At 41.2% G+C, this 325-nt stretch carries 1 pseudogene; it reads left to right on the forward strand.

The features are described 5' to 3' along the window. Positions 1-325 (forward strand): annotated as a pseudogene (locus tag A3739_RS30800) (hypothetical protein); the annotation flags it as partial.

Raw genomic sequence — 325 nt, forward strand, 5'->3', positions numbered from 1 at the left:
TTATTCTTATCAATCTGCTTTCAGCTATCGCATGGGCTCCAGCCTATATATTACCCGGTTATTTGGGAGCAGAAATAACGCAACTCGCTACTCAAAATCGTGATATTACCTATGCCCTTGTGCTTGTTTTATGCCTAATAATTGCGATCAGCCTGTTATGGTTATCACTGAGCAAACAGCGAGCAAAACCGTTCGTGTACTTTGGCTCAATATTCACTTTAAGTGCCATAGCATTTTCAAGCATTGCTTATTTAAACATTAGCGGCATGCTAGATGGCTTTGATGTATGGGTTCTCGCCAAGGCATTAACTGTCAGGGATACCTT

This window comes from Oleiphilus sp. HI0067 (assembly GCF_001635735.1).